Annotated in this window: 14 protein-coding genes and 1 riboswitch; of the genes, 3 read left to right on the forward strand and 11 right to left on the reverse strand. The window is 43.8% G+C overall.

The window, feature by feature from the left end:
- Nucleotides 1-31: 31 nt before the first annotated feature.
- Genes thiH through thiS form a run of 7 tightly spaced genes read right to left on the reverse strand, consistent with a single transcriptional unit; the run spans nucleotide 32 to nucleotide 5,920 of the window.
- The gene (gene thiH, locus DQQ10_RS20650; RefSeq protein ID WP_112748823.1) at nucleotides 32-1,147 is read right to left on the reverse strand and encodes a 2-iminoacetate synthase ThiH; all 1,116 of its coding nucleotides are present in this window, start codon (nucleotides 1,145-1,147) and stop codon (nucleotides 32-34) included.
- The gene (locus DQQ10_RS20655; RefSeq protein WP_112748824.1) at nucleotides 1,140-1,910 is read right to left on the reverse strand and encodes a thiazole synthase; all 771 of its coding nucleotides are present in this window, start codon (nucleotides 1,908-1,910) and stop codon (nucleotides 1,140-1,142) included. Before DQQ10_RS20655 ends, thiH begins: the two co-directional genes overlap by 8 nt.
- The gene (locus DQQ10_RS20660) at nucleotides 1,897-2,529 is read right to left on the reverse strand and encodes a thiamine phosphate synthase (RefSeq protein WP_112748825.1); all 633 of its coding nucleotides are present in this window, start codon (nucleotides 2,527-2,529) and stop codon (nucleotides 1,897-1,899) included. The genes DQQ10_RS20655 and DQQ10_RS20660 overlap by 14 nt, the downstream gene beginning before the upstream one ends.
- Entirely contained in the window at nucleotides 2,522-3,277 is a 756-nt protein-coding gene (locus tag DQQ10_RS20665; RefSeq protein WP_112748826.1) for a hydroxymethylpyrimidine/phosphomethylpyrimidine kinase, read from the reverse strand. Before DQQ10_RS20665 ends, DQQ10_RS20660 begins: the two co-directional genes overlap by 8 nt.
- Entirely contained in the window at nucleotides 3,261-3,845 is a 585-nt protein-coding gene (locus DQQ10_RS20670; protein ID WP_112748827.1) for a thiamine phosphate synthase, read from the reverse strand. Before DQQ10_RS20670 ends, DQQ10_RS20665 begins: the two co-directional genes overlap by 17 nt.
- Nucleotides 3,845-5,689: a phosphomethylpyrimidine synthase ThiC gene (thiC, locus tag DQQ10_RS20675; protein WP_221409764.1), complete on the reverse strand. Its 1,845-nt coding sequence runs from the start codon at nucleotides 5,687-5,689 to the stop codon at nucleotides 3,845-3,847. Before thiC ends, DQQ10_RS20670 begins: the two co-directional genes overlap by 1 nt.
- A 21-nt stretch (nucleotides 5,690-5,710) precedes the next feature.
- Nucleotides 5,711-5,920 (reverse strand): sulfur carrier protein ThiS, encoded by a 210-nt coding sequence (thiS, locus tag DQQ10_RS20680; RefSeq protein WP_112748829.1) that lies wholly within the window; start codon nucleotides 5,918-5,920, stop codon nucleotides 5,711-5,713.
- Nucleotides 5,921-5,957: 37 nt separating this feature from the next.
- Nucleotides 5,958-6,055: riboswitch (TPP riboswitch) on the reverse strand.
- A gap of 144 nt (nucleotides 6,056-6,199) precedes the next feature.
- Between thiS and DQQ10_RS20685 the strand changes: the two genes are divergently transcribed.
- Nucleotides 6,200-6,928: an OmpA family protein gene (locus tag DQQ10_RS20685; protein ID WP_112748830.1), complete on the forward strand. Its 729-nt coding sequence runs from the start codon at nucleotides 6,200-6,202 to the stop codon at nucleotides 6,926-6,928.
- A 55-nt stretch (nucleotides 6,929-6,983) separates the two neighbouring features.
- Here the strand turns inward: DQQ10_RS20685 and DQQ10_RS20690 are convergent, their stop codons facing one another.
- The 4 genes from DQQ10_RS20690 to DQQ10_RS20705 are packed head-to-tail and all read right to left on the reverse strand — an operon-like array spanning nucleotide 6,984 to nucleotide 12,912.
- On the reverse strand, nucleotides 6,984-8,591 hold the full coding sequence (locus DQQ10_RS20690; protein WP_112748949.1) for an arylsulfatase: 1,608 nt from the start codon (nucleotides 8,589-8,591) through the stop codon (nucleotides 6,984-6,986).
- Nucleotides 8,592-8,629: 38 nt separating this feature from the next.
- Nucleotides 8,630-9,469, reverse strand: coding sequence for a formylglycine-generating enzyme family protein (locus DQQ10_RS20695; RefSeq protein ID WP_112748831.1), 840 nt, complete (start codon nucleotides 9,467-9,469; stop codon nucleotides 8,630-8,632).
- 12 nt (nucleotides 9,470-9,481) lie between these two features.
- Nucleotides 9,482-10,459, reverse strand: a complete 978-nt coding sequence (locus tag DQQ10_RS20700) for a type 2 periplasmic-binding domain-containing protein (RefSeq protein WP_112748832.1) — start codon at nucleotides 10,457-10,459, stop codon at nucleotides 9,482-9,484.
- 11 nt (nucleotides 10,460-10,470) lie between these two features.
- Nucleotides 10,471-12,912: an outer membrane beta-barrel family protein gene (locus DQQ10_RS20705; protein WP_112748833.1), complete on the reverse strand. Its 2,442-nt coding sequence runs from the start codon at nucleotides 12,910-12,912 to the stop codon at nucleotides 10,471-10,473.
- 783 nt (nucleotides 12,913-13,695) lie between these two features.
- Here DQQ10_RS20705 and DQQ10_RS20710 point away from each other — a divergent pair.
- Nucleotides 13,696-14,625 carry a hypothetical protein gene (locus tag DQQ10_RS20710; protein WP_112748834.1) on the forward strand — a complete coding sequence of 310 codons (930 nt, stop codon included), beginning with the start codon at nucleotides 13,696-13,698 and terminating at the stop codon, nucleotides 14,623-14,625.
- Between the two features lie 39 nt (nucleotides 14,626-14,664).
- Nucleotides 14,665-17,796, forward strand: a complete 3,132-nt coding sequence (locus tag DQQ10_RS20715) for a SusC/RagA family TonB-linked outer membrane protein (RefSeq protein WP_112748835.1) — start codon at nucleotides 14,665-14,667, stop codon at nucleotides 17,794-17,796.
- The last annotated feature ends 15 nt before the right edge of the window (nucleotides 17,797-17,811 follow it).

A 17,811-nucleotide genomic window follows, 5' to 3' on the forward strand; every position in this document is an offset into this window, starting at 1 on the left:
ATTCAGGGCGCGATTTCTTGGGCGACATCTGCTAGCGCGCAAAGCTTAGATCCCAGTCTTTCCAAAGCGGCTCATACCCTGAACGCGCTATCAACGCGGCAATCTCTTTCGATGAACGTTCATCGCTGATTTCAAATTGCTCCAATGATGTTGGTTCTACGGCATATCCACCAGGATTTGTCTTGGAGCCCGCACTCATGCTGGTGATGCCGAGAGGAATGATGTTGTTCCGAAGTTTCTCTGACTCTCGCGTCGAAATGGAAAGTTCTACGTCTTCACAGAAGAGTCTATAGGCGCAAATCATTTGTACTAGGTCGTGGTCCGTTACGATTACATTGGGCTCGATAATTCCTTCGGCAGGACGCATACGCGGAAATGATATCGAATATTTGGTTTGCCAATAGGTGCGTTGAAGATAATCCAGATGAAGCGCGCAAAAGAAAGATTCCGTGCGCCAATCTTCCAGTCCCAACAACACACCAAGACCGATCTTGTGCATACCGGCTTGACCTATGCGATCGGGGGTCTCAAGACGATAATTAAAATTGGATTTTCTTCCTTTGGGATGATAGGTTTTGTAAACGTCTTGATGATATGTTTCCTGGTACACCAAAACGGAGTGAACGCCAGCATCATGTAGCGTTTGATATTCGGCGGTAGAGAGTGGTTGAAATTCAATGGAGATGTTTGCAAATGATTGCTTGATCGCAGCTATTGCCTTCTTGAAGTAGTCGATGTTCACGTGCGCATCAGATTCGCCCGTTACCAAAAGGATGTGTTTGAATCCATTGTTCAGAATCACGTCAATTTCTTGTCGTATTTCACTTTCGGTGAGCGTTTTCCTTTTAACACGGTTATCGAAACTAAACCCGCAGTAAGTACAAATATTGTTACACTCATTGCTCAGATACATGGGCGCGAACAGTTGAATCGTTTTACCGAATCTTTTCTGTGTTAGCTGTTGACTCATTTGCGCCATCGTCTCCAGGTATGGCAACGCAGCAGGGGAGATGAGCGCTTTAAAATCTTCTAACGTTCTATGACTGGCATATAACGCACGTTCAACATCGGCATGCGTTTTCGTGGCAATGGAGTGTTGAATATCCTTCCAGCCGTATGTATGAAAGATGTCGATAAAACTAGTCATGAAGAAATGCTGTTAGAGGACTAGACGCTACGGCATGTTTAATTGGTGTTGCCAACTTGGCTTCATAGGCGATTCGCCCCGCCTCAACGGACAGGCTAAACGCACGCGCCATGGCTACAGGGTCACCGGCAACGGCGATAGCAGTATTTACGAGAACAGCGTCGGCGCCCATTTCCATTGCAGCAGCAGCATGCGACGGTGTTCCAATACCGGCATCGATCACAACGGGTACTTTACTTTGTTCGATTATAATTTCTAAGAAGTCGGCGGTTTTTAATCCTTTATTACTTCCGATCGGTGATCCGAGTGGCATCACGGCGGCTGTACCAGCATCTTCAAGTTGTTTGCAAAGCACAGGGTCAGCATGAATGTACGGAAGAACAACAAAGCCGAGTTTCGCGAGCTCTTCGGTGGCCTTCAAAGTTTCGCGTGCATCCGGCAGTAAATATTTCGGATCAGGATGTATTTCCAACTTCAACCAATTTGTTTCCAACGCTTCGCGTGCGAGTTGCGCTGCGAACACAGCCTCTTTGGCATTCCGTGCACCGGAAGTATTTGGCAAAAGATTGATACCGGGATGTTGCAATGAAACAACCATACCGTCAGTATCTGTTTCCAAGTCCATACGTTTTAGTGCGACCGTAACAAGCTCACTTCCGCTGGCGAGAACAGCGTCGCGCATTTGGGTGAGTGAACCAAATTTTCCTGTGCCCAGAAATAAACGGGAGTGAAATTCCTTTCCGGCAATGCTAAGTGGTTGCATATAATCTTTGATTCAAAAGTTGAATAAGTTCTAATTTGTTTTGATGTTTTGTGATCATACCTGACACGGCAATACCATATACACCGCAGCGCATCAGTTCTTCAAGATCATCTGCGAGAATTCCACCGATGGCATAGACAGGCATTTGGATATCATGAACCTGCATCGAATGCATGATCGCCTGATATCCCGATAGACCGAGGATTGGACTTAACTTCTCTTTTGTCGAAGTGAAGCGATAAGGACCAACACCAACATAATCACATTTTTCGTGCGCGCGCTTGAAGACGTCTTGCAAAGTGTTCGCAGTGCCGCCGATAATTTTATGACTACCAATAATATTGCGTGCCTGTTCTATCGGCATATCCGTCAATCCAAGATGTACACCATCAGCGTCGACTTCCATGGCAAGTTTCGGATCGTCGTTCAGAATGAATGTCGCTGCATATTGTTCGCAGTGCCGCTTCACTTGTGCAGCCGTGGTTTGCAGTACTTCTTCACTCGTGTTTTTGAAACGCAATTGGATCCATTGGCAACCGGCGTCGAGCGCATGGCGTATGTTGTCGATTTGTTCGTGCGACGATACACCTTGAGATATGTATTGTAAGCGATTAAGCATAGTGATATCCTAGTAAAGATGTGTTACTGCTGAGGAATTTTTCGGTGTATGCTTTCCCTTCAAAGCATGATTGCGCCAACGATAAACCGCGCGTGAGATTGGCTGCGATGGCGGCAGAAAGAACACATCCCGATCCATGTTTTGCAGATGTTTTTTTGTTTGATCCTGTTATCGCATGCGCTTCACCTTTGATAAAGAGATGGTCAACGAAGTGATGAGCGTCATCGAGATGACCGCCCTTTAAAAGCACGTTGCAATAACGAGAAAGTTGCTGTGCGCCTCGGATACTATCAACATCTTCGGTAAGCACTTGAACTTCATGAGCGTTCGGTGTAAGCAGGTAAACCAGACGCAATAATTTTTCAAGTTTTGTTTTCTCACCCGGGGTAACGAACGTGAATCCCGTGCTGGAACGTAAGACAGGATCGACAACAATTTTTGCGGTTGGATTTTTTTTCTTGATTAAATGAATGATCTCAGAGAGATATTGAAATGAAGGTACGATGCCGGTCTTCACAACATTAATGGGATACGCTTCCATTAATGTGTCGATGTCACGGAGTACCTCGTGTAACGGTGTCCAACGAATAGCGTGGAATGTATCCGCTGTTTGTAGCGTAGAAGCGGTGCAAACAGAAAGTCCATAGACGCGGTGTTGCTCGAAGGTTTTGATGTCTGCAAGTATACCTGCACCTCCCGACGGATCGAGTCCTGCGACAGTCATCACATAATTACGTGCGTCTTGCATGTTGAAATGTTTTGATAGCATTGTCGGGATCTTGCCAAATCGTGCCGAGTAGTGTTGCGCCGTCGAACTTCGAGAGCGCCGCATCATTCAACTTGTCAGGAGTGATTCCACCGATAGCGAAGATTTGCGTGTTACGTTTTTCAGGAAGATCAAATGCATGCATTGGTTTGTATCCCGGTTTGGAAATACTTTCAAAAACAGGTCCGAGGAACGTGTAATGAAAATGTGGCGATAATTCGCTGTATTCCTCAACGCTGTGCACTGACGTCGACAACGTATAGTTTTTTGAACGCCATTGCTTAAGATCATGCTCGGGTGTATACATTCTTTTTTCGCCTGAAAAATGAATACGCTTTGTGCCAATTTTACTAGCGATAGAATGATGGTCGTGCATGACGAGTTTTTCACGGTGCTCCGTTTTAATACCCAGCAGAAAATCGATGGTGTCTTTCATATTCAATCCTGGCTTTCGAACGTGAAAAATTTCCAATCCTTCGTCCAACAATGCATTGATGATTGCTACTTCATTTGGAATGCTTGTTGGATTTGAAATGACGATCAGCTTCATCAAGAGTAAATCTGTCGTCCTTGCTCAGCAAATGCTTGTGAACGTTCTTTCATTCCTTCTTCAGCATACTCGCGTACTTCTTGAGAGATTTTCATGGAGCAGAATTTTGGTCCGCACATCGAGCAGAAGTGCGCCACTTTTGCACCATCGGCGGGAAGTGTTTCGTCATGGAATTCACGCGCTGTATCAGGATCAAGCGAAAGATTAAATTGGTCTTCCCAACGAAACTCAAAGCGCGCTTTGCTCAAACAGTTGTCGCGATATTGCGCGCCAGGGTGGCCTTTTGCAAGATCTGCCGCATGTGCTGCAATTTTATAGGTAATCACACCGTCTTTAACGTCTTTTTTGTTCGGTAGCCCTAAATGTTCTTTCGGTGTTACGTAGCAAAGCATTGCTGTTCCGAACCATCCAATCATTGCCGCGCCAATCGCCGATGTAATATGATCATATCCAGGCGCGATATCCGTAGTAAGCGGCCCAAGTGTATAGAATGGCGCTTCGTGGCAATGCTCGAGTTGCTTTTCCATGTTCTCCTTAATGAGATGCATGGGTACGTGCCCAGGCCCTTCGATCATTACTTGGATGTCGTGCTTCCAAGCAATCTTCGTGAGTTCGCCCAATGTTTCAAGTTCTGAAAATTGCGCTGCGTCATTGGCGTCGGCGATTGACCCTGGACGTAGACCATCCCCCAATGAGAATGAAACATCATAGGCTTTCATGATCTCACAGATTTCTTCAAAGTGCGTGTATAAGAAATTTTCCTTGTGATGCGCGAGACACCACTTTGCCATGATAGAACCACCACGGGATACAATGCCGGTAACGCGTGTAGCTGTTAGAGGAATATAGCGAAGCAATACGCCCGCGTGAATGGTGAAATACGAAACGCCTTGCTCTGCTTGTTCAATCAATGTATCTCTGAAAATTTCCCACGTTAAATCCTCGGCCTTTCCATTTACTTTTTCGAGTGCTTGATAAATCGGAACCGTGCCGATGGGTACTGGCGAATTTCGAATAATCCATTCTCGGGTCTCGTGAATATTTTTTCCCGTTGAAAGGTCCATAATCGTATCGGCACCCCAGCGGCATGCCCACACCGCTTTTTCAACTTCTTCTTCGATACTTGACGTTACCGCGCTATTACCAATGTTTGCGTTAATCTTTACCAGAAAATTTCTTCCGATAATCATCGGCTCGCACTCGGGGTGATTGATATTCGCGGGGATGATGGCGCGACCAGCAGCAATTTCATCACGAACAAACTCCGGTGTAATAAATTTCTTCGGTGTATTCGCGCCAAAACTATTTCCAGGATGCTGTTGTGATAGCGATTGGTAAGATCCATTGAGTAGCGTCGGTAATAATTCTAATCGCTGGTTTTCGCGGATGGCGATGTATTCCATTTCTGCCGTAACGATACCTTTTTTTGCGTAGTGAAGCTGAGATACATTAGCGCCTGCTTTCGCGCGGTAAGGCGTGTGAAGATGTTCGAATCTTAAATGATTGAGTTCTTCATCACGAAGGCGTTCTTGCCCATACGATGATGATATATTTTCTAAGCGCTCTACATCGTTACGCTCGGTGATCCATGCTTCCCGCAGACGCGGCAGTCCTTTCTTAACATCAACGATATAATTTTCGTCGGTGTAGGGTCCGCTCGTATCATATACTGTAACAGGAGGGTTGTGCTCGATTTTGCCATTATACAATTTACTTTGCGAGAGACTGATCTCGCGCATAGCGACTTTGATTGGGTGCAGCTTACCTTCGACAAATACCTTTTTCGAATTGGTAAATGGGGTTGTGGTAATGGTATGATTTGTAGTGGTCATTTCCTTTTTCATGATCGGTGTGTTTAGCGTCTACTATCCGCCTTGTGTTGCTTTGATGATGATGATTTTATCTTGCCGTTGAATGCGATGATGTTGCCATTCGCTGCGAGGGATCACGGTGTTGTTGATCGCAAGAGCAATACCTTTTTGCCGTTCTGGAATTTCCAAATTGAGCAATTGCTGAACAGACAGGCTATCGTAGCCTTCGAAGATTTTTAGCGTGTTGTTGATTGTAATCTCCATTCCATAAATAGTTGCGCTTTAGGAATGGCATAGAGAAATGACCATCTCGACTTTTCCCTTCGGCAGTACTAACTGCATCAGGTTCAAAGGGTATTATCTCAGTCCTACGTAAGCAGGACACCCCTAAAGCGATGTAAACATAATAAAAAAAGTCACGTCGTCAAGTGTTATCCACTTCACACGTTCATGACGACGGTATAAAACGCGTAAAATTTTTAGCGTGGTAACATATGAATTACGTAGAAATAGCGTTGAATTAGGCACTAACCCCGATGTTGTATGAAATCTTGCGTTGTGTTTAACCTCCGGAAATTTTACTGGCTTTCATTGTGTCTACTCCTCTTTGCTTGCGCTAAACCTCTCGCTGTTTCACATCTTTCTCCGGAGGGTATTGCGTTGACGAAGAAGAAGGGATATGGAATGCCCACGCATAATTTCTTTTCGCGATTTATCTGCTTCGATAGAAAATGTCTCAAGAAAGCTGCTTGGGTGAAGAGTCAGAAGAAACATCGCTTTAAAGGATACAAAAATCCACACGGGCTTCCGTCGTATCACGATCGTCGTACAATAAAAAAAGATTCGAGTATCATCGCTGGGCTTCCGGTACCGACACAGCCATCGCCCGAACAAAAAAATGCTGCAGTCAGTCCGCCCGTAAAGCGCGACAGTATTATAACACTCAATGCAATTTTATTTGAACGCGATCATCACCGCTTGAAAAAGGAAAGTTATCCGCGCCTTGATTCTGTTGTGAATTACTTAAAGGCAAATGCATCGTTGAAAGTGAGCATTTACGGCCATGCCGACAATCAAGGGACTGAACAATATAATTTGCGTTTGTCCGAGAAGCGCGCAGAATCCGTTGCCATTTATTTTGTCGACAACGGTGTGGCTAGTGAACGAGTCGACTTTGATGGGTTCGGTAGTGCGAAGCCTGTGGGTGACAATACCACGTTTTTAGGAAGGCAAATGAACCGAAGGGTTGAAATCGTGATTCATCGGAAATAATCGGGAACATACGCTACATGTAAAAATTTTAAGCACGTAGCGTATGTATTGAGGTTTATTGTCCAGGAATGACCATCGGTTGCGTTGGTTTAATTTTTTCGTAGTCGACTACGCCGGTGCGTTCTGCCCACTTGAAGTATTGCGCGGAGAGATCGTTTACAACATCAGGAAATTTTCCGGCCACATCAGTTGTTTCGCCACGATCTGTTTCTAAATCATATAATTCCCAAGCATACGCTGGATACGTCGACACAATTTTCCATTTTCCTTTACGAACCGCCCTGTTTCCAGCACGCTCCCAAAAGATTGGCTCCTCACGCGGTGTTACAGTAGCCGTACCGTTGAGCACAGGCAATAAACTTTTTCCAACAAGATTATTTGTGGTGATGCCGTTAAATTTCTGTGGATAAGTAGCGCCTGCCAATGCATAGAAAGTCGGCGCCAGGTCGATTAAGTGCGCCGTGCCTTGTACGATTGTTCCTGCTTTGATAAGTTTCGGATACCATGCGATGAAAGGCGAACTGATGCCTCCTTCGTGCATATTGTTTTTGTATTGACGATGCGGCGTATTCGATACGTATGCCCAGTTCTGTTCTTGGTAGTCGTACGACCCCGGTGTTCCAATCGGGCCGGTATTGCGTTGTGGTTTCCGGTTGCTATTCGAGAAACCACCTTGCGCGCCGTTGTCGGATATAAAGACGATCAATGTATTGTCATCTTTTTTGAGCTCTTTTAACGTCGACAAAATTCTCGTGATACTTTGATCCACGCGATCGATCATTGCTGCATAAACTTCCATCTTACTTTTCCAGAGATGCTTTTGGTCGTATGTAAGATTTGCCCACAACGGAACGTCTTTATCTCGCACCGCGATGTGTTGATTATCACTCAATATACCAAGTTCTTTTTGACGCTTCAGTCGTTCTGCTCGGAGTGAATCCCACCCGATGTCATAACGACCTTTGTATTTTGCAATGTCTTCAGGCAATGCTTGCAGTGGCCAATGCGGTGCGTTAAAAGCAACGTACAAGAAGAACGGTTTATTTTCTTTCTGCTGCTCCTTTAGAAAACCAATCGCGTTGTCTGTGATTTTATCGGTGAGGTATTCACCAGGTTTAAGTTTTTCTTTCTGATTGTTTTTCACCAAGATTACAGGTGGAGCTTGTCCGTAATCACCGATGTCGAAGAAATTACTTGCACCAGGAATGAAGCCGTAGAATTTGTCGAAGCCACGTTGGTTCGGCCAGCATAAACTATCTTTTCCCAGATGCCATTTTCCTGACATCAACGTGCTGTAGCCATTTTGTTTGAGTACTTCTGCCAGCGTAAGCGACTCTTTATTAAGATAACCTTGATAGGGTGGAAGCCCCAGGTTAATATCAAAATATCCGATACCAGCGCGGTGAGGGTATTGTCCTGTCATCAAAGAGGCGCGTGTTGGGGCGCAAATGGAGTTGTTATAAAATTCTTTGAAACGAATTCCTTCTGCCGCAAGTTTATCGAGCGTAGGTGTCTTAATTTCTGATCCATAAGAACCAATATCACTGTAGCCCATATCGTCGACCATAATTAAAATGATATTTGGCTTCGTCGTTTTTTGTGAAAACGATGTCGTTGTGCTAGCAATGACGCAGCACATCAATAGAAGAAATTTTCTCGTCATGTTATTTTTGAAATTATATTTTTTGGAAGCGCTTTTACTCAGAGATCTTTTGCGCATCGAAAACCGGCGTGCATCAACGATGACTCCGGTGTGGAGGAAGATCTTCCTTGCACTGTAAAGCCGTGGCACACCAATGGGTCACACAAGAACGAACCGCCACGAAGTACGCGTCGCGTAGCAGGATCGAGTTCTTTATCTCGTCCCGTTGGCTCAATACTATCTTCGGTCCACTGCCAAACATTTCCACCCATGTCGCTTAAGCCCAATTTGTTTACACCGAAAGCACCCACGGGTGATGTATATTCATAGCCGTCTTCAGCTGTATTGTAAAATGGAAAACTTCCTTGCCAAGTATTCGCCTTGTACTTTCCATTCACGATGAGGTTTTGTCCCCACGTGTATTGCTTCGACGTTTGCTCTGCATTTTTTGCTGCGTGTTCCCATTCCCATTGCGAAGGGAGTCTTTTCCCTTTCCACTTTGCATAGGCTTTCGCATCGTTCCACGAAACTTGTGTGACAGGATGATTATTTTGTGCGCGCTGTTTGTTCCGGCCCTGTGGGTAGAGATAGTTCGCGCCGTCGAGCAAATCCCAACCTTGTGTTTCCTTGTTAAATATAGCCGCGCTTCCGAACTGTTCTGCTTCTGTTGTATATTTTGTTGCGCGCACAAATGCATCGAACTCAGCAACCGTTACAAGGTTCTTATCAATAAAAAATGATTTGAGCTTAACTTGTTTTGCCGCTCTGGTTATCGGATCGTTTGTGATCAGCGTGCCGCCTTTAACCAACGCCATATTTTCGGGTATAGCAATCGGGGTACGACTCGATACAAACGTGATCAAGATCGCGACTCCCAGCATTAATTTAATGTTTCTCATATAACAACTTACCTAATTGGACTTCTTGGTTCTTTTTGTTGCAGTGGTTGGCGTTAACGTACATGATGCGCTGCTTGTCTTGAAATTTGCTGAGACCTTTTTTCGCTGAGTATTCAATATGTTCTGTTCAACACCAAGGAAGCCTAGCGCGTGATTGTACTGTTGGCCTTTCGTGAGAACCCATAGCAAGAAAATTCCAGCGGCGTCGTTTTGTTTGCTTTTGTCGAACACGGCATTCACGTTTTCGGTTACGAATTTTGGATGATTCGTTTTTTCTATGAAAGTGATGAGCTCATCAAGCGATTCATAAACTTGTTCATCTTTGTCTACATGCCCGTTCTCGTTGAGATCAAGTGGAATGACCGCTAGGCCTTCCGTTACTTTTCGGGTGTTTACATCATATGTAAATCCTAAGTTGTTGAACGAAATACCATTCACGTCTTCTTTCACAGCCTTTGCTAAATCCTGATCATCACCCTTTACACCGACGCCTTGGATAGATTTTGGATCGTTGCCATAATGCTTCGCGAAAGTAATGGCAGCACATGCTGGCCTTTCGCGTGTGTAGAGTGTGATTGGTGATTGTGATGCTGTCAAGAAATTCGGTTTGTCGCTTGAGAAATACAATGCATTAAGATCGGACGCTGTGAACCCTTTTGCTTGTAACGCGGCGAGTCCTTCACGTTTGTTATTAGCAACGGGTAATTGTACATAGCGCGTGATGCTCACAAATTCCTTTGGCTCGGCAAGGTCGCCATCAACAATACTATACGCCGCAAGGTTTAAATCAATACTGTCGGCAGGAGATTGTTGTGCGATGGTTACTTTTATCGACGGATAGTCTTTATTGAATTCAGCAATCCACTTCCTAACGAGAGGATAAGTAAGTCTCGTACCTTTAACTTTTACAAGACCTTCATGTTGTTTCTGCCCGAACAGACTCGTAGCAATGCTGATGATGAGAATTGATGTGAATAGGTATCGTTTCATGGTGATGAGATTTAAAATTCCTTTTCGCCAAATTCGCTTTCCGTGAATTTGACTTTCTTATTTAGCTTATTGAACTGGTAGCTGAAATTGAGCCGGATGATGTCCGTTTCTTGAATGTAATTTGTTGTGGTGTAAAAGTTTTCACCCACCGTTGTGATACGCTGCTCATTGGTATCGAACATTCCGAGGTCAATGTTTTGCCATTGAAGACTTAATGCGCCCGAACCTTTCAGAATATTTTTTTTAACGGTGACACTTGGAATCAGGTAGCGAGAATCTTCACCTTGTGCGGTAATGGTAGCCGATGTATAGTTCACTGCGAGCTGTATCGTTGTGGCACTCGGAAGCTTGAATGTGCTGCTGCCATTTATGGCGTAGTTAAATCCATTACGGCTGATGTCTTTGTTATATAATTTCCCGTCGATGCTATAGTTGTATGCATTTGTCCCCGCGAATATCGTCCACCACGATGTCAACTTAATATCGACGCTTAATTCGGCTCCCCACGCGTTGGCGTTTCCAGCATTCGTAAACGTGCGCACAAGGATCGTGTCGTTGTAGATATCGTTGACACGGTTGATTACATTCTTGACGTGGCGGTGGTAGGCTGTGAGACTGAGGGAATGATCGTTAATGTCTTTTATGATTCCCAGCTCGCTTACATCAATATATTCTGGTAGAAGGTTTGGATCTCCAGTTTCCAAAACTTCTGAATGTCTCCTTGCTGGAAATGGATTCATCATGTTTGATGTGGTATGGTTGATGCGTTTACTGTAGCCAGCTTTTAACTTTAAGTCTTGGGTAATGGTGTAGAGGAGGCTAGCCGATGGAAATAGGTTGACTCTTTCGAACGTATAGTGTTCTTCGTCGTCGGTCAACACACGGTCCACGTATTCAAGACGCAAGCCGGCCTGATAAGAAAACTTTCGGTCGTCGTGTGAATATTGTGAGTACAGCGCGTGTATCGTGCGTTTTAATTCGATTTCATTGCTGAGATCATTGCGAATAGCCCATCCGTTATTTATGTCGAACTGGTTGTATCTGAAATCGCCCAAATGAAGTAAATACCGGTATTGGTATCCGGCTTCAAGTTTTGATTTATCGGTAATTTTTTTTGTGTAGTCCGCTTTGATGCGATATCCGTCCAATGGGTTCTCCTCCTCTATGATGGCTCGATTATAAACGAACTGTTCATTGTTCGGAGCAACGTCTACGTTATTTGTTGGACCTCCGAGGATAGTTTTTTCATACAGTGCCGAGAGTAGCAACGCGCTCTTATCCTGAAACGAATAGCCATAGTCGAGACTTGCTACAAGAAAGTCGCCTTTTCGTTCACGCAAGTTTTTATTGAAATAAGATAGCGCGTTAGCGACTTGCCCTGTAGTGATGTTTGTACGCGTTTGATCGTAATAGATATTGGCGGTTCGGAATTGAGAACGCTTACCACCGTAGAAACCAGCTTCGATAAAACTTCTTTCGTTGAGCGCGTAGTTCACAACGGTTTTTAGTCCGTAGCTGTATGACTCATAGCTGCGCTCACCGCTCGACGGATTGGTGGTGCGAATATCACCAAGGGTTGTCGTTGCCTCGCCGTCGCGGTAACCGGCAAGATCATCACGCTTGTAATTCGCTGCTAATGAAAAGTTCCATTTCTGTTTTTTGTAATTGAAAGTAACATCTCCGCCGAAGCGAAGTGGTTTATCCTCGTTGCCGTAATCTCGAACGCTCGGAAATCCGGCCTGCGCATTGATGAGCCAATATTGACCATCTGTTGCGCCTTTTTTGGTGATGATGTTAATGATACCTGATTTTCCATCAGGGTCATATTTTGAAGATGGTGTGGTGATCACTTCTACACGCTCGATGTTATTCGCTTGAAGTTGATTAAGAATTACGCTTGGCTCGGATTGCACCGGCTTGCCATCTAAGAGTACGACAAAGCTCGATGATCCACGAAGTGTAATTTCTCCTTCACTATTAACAGCAATCGACGGAAGATTTTTCAGCACGTCCGTAGCTGTTCCTCCTTGACTATTTTGAAATTGAGAGGCAGTATAATGCTGTTTGTCGAGCGTATGGTAGGATGTTATCTTTTGTCCTTCAACAATGGCCGCGTCGAGAAGTTTTATTGTTGGTGAAAGTGTAACATTTTTGATCAACGTGGTTGCATTGGATAATACGCTAACGTTACGCACTTGTCGCGTTTCGTATCCGAGGAAGGATATAGAGAGATAGTATTTTCCGGTAGAGAGTTTATCTAATTTAAAAGCACCTCGTTCATCAGTGACGGTACCACTGATAAACTTATCGTCACTTTCCTGATATAACGCTATTGAAGAGAATGCAATAGGTTGTTGTGCGACGCTATCAATAATAGTTCCTTCAATGCTTGATTGCGCAAAGGTAGAAAAGCAAATAAGGGGAAGTGCAAAAGCGATAAGCCACCGTTTCATTTTGATCAGCGATAATGTATGACGTAGATTATCATGTGGTGGCTTGATTATCTACTAAAATGGTAGACAAATGTATGTGAAAGATTTGAAAAGCGAAATTGTTCTACATGTTTACTTCGGAATTTTTTTATGCTCGCTTCGTTTTGTTCGTCGTCGCGTGTTGTTGCTTTTTTCTTTTTACGACACGCTGTGATCAATACTTTTTTATCAAGCGAGCTGATTGTTATATATAACTATAGTATTGCGTCGATCATCTTGGAGAAGTTGTGATAAAAAATTTTTTATCAGAATTCTTGCATTTGAAACAAATCAATACTTCTTTTGTCTATAGAAATAGTAGATATTAAAAGTCAATCACCACCAGATTGCTTGAAGAAATGATTTTGCATGTAGATAAGATATGCACGATTATTTTCTGGCAACCTCCCACCACAGGGTGCCCGTATCACCAGTTTTTTTTAGAACGTAAAAACAAAATGAACATGAAGCATTATCATGTCGCGTCTGGTATGCAGCATCTTTCTGATAATCAAAAAAGCATGACTGTATTTGTTGGTTTCCTTATGGGGAATCACTTCTGTTGTTGTTTCTAGTTCCCCTTCATATCAATCAAATAATGTTGTGATCTTTTGATTGCAGCAACACATATGGCTTTCAGGTGTATTGTCTTATCGAAGCAATATGGTGGTATTGCTTTGCTAAGCGTGCACCCGTAGCCACCAAGTTGTATCGCGAACATTCGCAGCAAACTTGTACTCAAGCACGATTTAAAATTCTTACAACATGAAACTAATTGTTAAAGCTATTCATATATTTTCTACCGTTGCTATCGTATTCACCGCCTCTGCGCAATCATCCTCTAAAGTTGTCGTCACAGGTGTACGCTTTAGTTATCCACTGGTGAATGCTTGGATCGACGCTTACAAAAAAGCAAATCCTTCAGCGAGTATCGTTATTGAACCACGCACTACAACAGATCCGTCGCAATACGATCTGCTTATTGAAGCATATGAACCTGATTCACTTATTAAAGAAACGCGTGACTTCATCTACATCGGTCGATATGCATTGTTACCGGTAGCCAATCAACAATCAGCTTTTGCAAAGGAGTTTGGCGAGAAAGGACTTACAAGGGAGTTAATCAAGCAGATTTATTTCCAAGACGCATTTGCCGACAAGAAAAAGGAACGAAAGATTACTTCGACCTATACCGTGTATACACGTCTGCAAAAAGCAGGCGCACCAATTACGTTAGCAAAATATTATGGCTTCGAACAAACCAATATCAAGGGTAAGGCGATTGCTGGTGCGGATGAACATCTCATCAAAGCTGTTTTGAAAGATACGACAGCAGTCACGTATGCAACGCTAGGGCTGGTGTATGATATTAAATCACGTAACGCGCTAACGGGGCTTACCATTCTTCCTGTCGACCTCGATGATAATGGTAAAGTTCAATCAGACGAAAAAATATTTTCAAGTCTCGAAAATGTGATCACAAAATTAGAGTCGGAACAAGTAAAAAATGTACCTGTAGAGTACATCCATATCTCCATTGCTAAAAAGAAATCTAATCCTGAAGCATTAAAGTTTCTACAGTGGATTCTCAACAACGGCCAAGATAGCCTTCATGCGTTTGGATTTTTGAATCCAGATGAACAGCGTTTTAAAAAAGAGCGTGACAAATTACTCAAGCAACTAAGCGCGAACTAACCTTTCTTCATTTAAAAGCCCAACAATACTCGTACTAACATGAAAAGAATTTTACCCCTGTTTGCATTCTTGATCTTATCGTGGAGTGCTTTCTCACAGGATCTTATTAAAGGAACCGTGACCGATGGCAGTGGTGATCCACTGCCAGGCGCGACAGTAATCATTAAAGGAACTAATAATTATGCCGTTACGGATGTAGGTGGTCAATTTAATATCAAGCCACCAAAAGAACTTCCTGTTACGCTTGTAACGAGCCTTGCAGGATATAAGTCTCAAGAAGTAGATGTGTATGAACTCTCTGAAGAATCTTTAGAAGTTGTACTCAACAATGATAATGTATTGGACGAGGTAGTTGTTGTAGGTTATGGCGAGCAGAAGCGAAAAGATATTACTGGATCGGTGGCATCGTTGCCTGCGGAATTGAAATATCAGCCAGTGGTTTCCGTGGAGCGCGTGTTACAAGGTGCTGTTGCAGGAGCGATTGTAACACAAACCTCAGGACAACCCGGCGGTGGTGTGAGTGTTCAAATCCGAGGAAGCAATTCCGTAACGGCGAACAGTGATCCACTCTATGTTATCGATGGTTTCCCAATTAACAACGACTACTCACTAACGGATGCCGGAATTACCAATGGCCCAAAAATAAATCCACTTTCTTCTATTGCAACAAGCGACATCGAATCGGTCGATGTTTTGAAAGATGCCTCTGCCACGGCGATTTACGGATCGCGCGGTGCGAATGGTGTGATCATCATTACGACTAAAAAAGGAAAAGCAAATGAATCAGCAATTCATTACGATGCTTTCTATGGTGTTCAACAAGTGGTGAAGACTTTGTCTTTAGCAACGGCGGGAGAGTGGTGGCAACTTAGAAAAGATGCTGCGTTTAATACACTTTCTACCAATGCAAACGCTGTGTCCAAATTAAAAAGCGACAACCTTGCATTTTTGAAAGCTGCTAAAGACGGTGGTTATACATTAGATACAGCAGGCGTAGGAACAGATTGGCAAGATGCTGCGTATCGCGAAGCTGCCATTCAGAGTCATACCTTATCATTTCTCACTGGATCAGATAAAACGCGTATTGGTCTCTCTGCAAACTACCTCAACCAAGAAGGCGTAATCGTCAACACAGACTTTAAGCGTTATTCCTTCCGCTTCAATGTTGACCATGATTTCAACGACCGTTTTAAAGTACTTGCTTACATCAATGGGAGCGCCACTACAGCCAACGTTGCGCCAGACGCTATCGTTTCGAATTTGCTGCAATCACCGGCCGCTGTGCCAATATATAAAGACAACGGCGAATTCTTAATCATCTCCGGACTAGATCAGTCGTTGGCGAATCCGATTAATTCATTGTACAATCAAGTGAACGAAACGAATACGTATCGTTTGTTGTCTAATGTTTCTGGTGAGTATAAAATTAGCGAAGCGCTTACAGCAAAAGTATTGTATGGAACCGACATCGTGTTGAATAAACAGAATCGTTATCTCCCACAATCAACGCAAGAAGGTCGCCAGCTTAAAGGTCAGGCGTTCATAGGTTCTCTTCAAACGGTAAACTGGCTCAATGAAAATACATTATCGTATCAGAAAACAATTGGCGATCACGCACTCAATACGGTTGTTGGATTTACAGCACAACGCTCCGTATCAGAGGGACAAACTTCGGCAACCAACGATTTTCTAAGTGATTTTTATGAGTACCATAATATCGGCTTAGGATTAGGAACTGTCGCAGCGCAATCATCAGCATGGGATCAGTGGTCACTGGCATCTTGGCTCGCGCGCGCTAACTATGGGTATAAAGAAAGATATTTGCTCACGCTTACATTGCGCGCCGATGGTTCATCGAAATTTGGAGATGATAAATGGGGATACTTTCCTTCAGCAGCAGTAGGTTGGAATGTTCATGAAGAAAACTTTTTTCAAGATGTGCGCAATGTATCGTTCCTTAAACTTCGCGCAAGCTTAGGAAGTACAGGAAATCAATCAATACCTACACAACGATCAATTGCACAGCTCGCTGGTTTCCGTTATAATTTTAACAACCAACCTGTTGTTGGCCTTGCGCCGATCAACGTAGCAAATCCTGGTCTCACTTGGGAAAAGACATTTCAAGTGGACGTTGGCGCAGATCTGGGTTTGTTTAACAACCGCGTAAATGTAGTGTTCGACTACTATTACAAAAAGACAACAGACCTACTACTGTTTGCATCAGTACCCGGTAGCTCCGGTTTGGCCGAAGGTTCTAACGTCGGCAATGGACAAATTTCTGCGATCTATCAGAATCTCGGCGCTGTAGAAAATCGTGGTGTTGAGTTAAGCATCAATTCACAGAATCTTACTGGTGCATTCGAATGGTCAACGATTGCCGTGTTCTCCGCAAATAGAAACAAGGTGCTCGATATCGGAAATGGAATACCAAGATTTCTGCCAAACCAAAGTCAACCATCGGTGATTGAAGTTGGTCAACCTTTGGGATCTTTTTTAGTGTATGAAACTGATGGTCTCATTCAACCTGGAGAAGAAGGAGCAGGTGCACTTACTCCGCAGGCGTTTAACGGCGTCGGCGCGCAGAAATACAAAGATCAGGATGGTGATGGAAAGATTACACAAACCGGCGATCGCGTAGTAGTAAAAAATAACCCCGGTGTAAACATCGGCCTTACGAACCGTTTTGCATATAAAGGTTTTGAGTTGTCTGTGTTGCTTCAAGCTTCTGTCGGTGGAACACTTTATAACTTTAATCGTGCACAACTTGAATTGAACAACGGTGCTGGTAACGCTGCAAAAGCTGCAGCCTATGCTTACCGTGTTCCTGGTACGCGTGGCGCAGGCGATCCCGGGTTCACAGACACAGATGTTAAAGCTGCGTATCAAGATCCAGCCATTACTTTATCAGATCGCTTTATCGAAGACGCTTCATATTTACGCGTTAAGAATGTATCCTTCGGGTATCGCTTTCCAGGAAGCATCACATCCAAGTTGAAATTAAAATCCTTGCGCATATATGTATCGGCGCAAAACTACTGGACAATTACCAACTATACCGGATACGATCCTGAAGCAAGTCAGGCTGGACAAAGTTTGCTTACACGCGGCGTAGACAACGGCGTGTATCCTAACAACAAATCAATTCAAGGTGGTGTACAACTATCATTCTAAATGATGCCACTAGAC

The organism is Pseudochryseolinea flava, from assembly GCF_003286915.1.
Taxonomy (GTDB): Bacteria; Bacteroidota; Bacteroidia; order Cytophagales; family Cyclobacteriaceae; genus Ohtaekwangia; species Ohtaekwangia flava.